Here is a 219-nt window from a genome sequence, read left to right as displayed (position 1 = left end):
GCCGCAATGGTGATGGTCTCGCCATTGCTCAGTTTGATGACCAGATCGGTACCGGCCTTGTTGGTCAAGGTGGCGGTGTAGGTGATCTTGCCACCCTCGGCGACTGTCGGCGTCGCGCTCAGGGTCAGGTGAGTAACGTCCTTGGTACCTGGACCATCGGTCACGGTTGTCACCGGCTCGCCGGTGGCCACGGTCTTCTCGTAGTTGCCGCCCGAGATA

Annotated in this window: 1 protein-coding gene; it reads right to left on the bottom strand. The window is 61.2% G+C overall.

The genetic code is table 11. The features are described 5' to 3' along the window. On the bottom strand, positions 1-219 hold a 219-nt coding region (locus RYH74_RS26330; protein WP_317410627.1), incomplete at both ends, for an immunoglobulin-like domain-containing protein.

The organism is Pseudomonas sp. LSJ-87, from assembly GCF_032971465.1.
GTDB classification, from domain to species: domain Bacteria; phylum Pseudomonadota; class Gammaproteobacteria; order Pseudomonadales; family Pseudomonadaceae; genus Aquipseudomonas; species Aquipseudomonas putida_Z.
The sequence above is the reverse complement of the archived record's forward strand: the minus strand, read 5'-3'. Positions and strand labels throughout refer to the sequence as shown.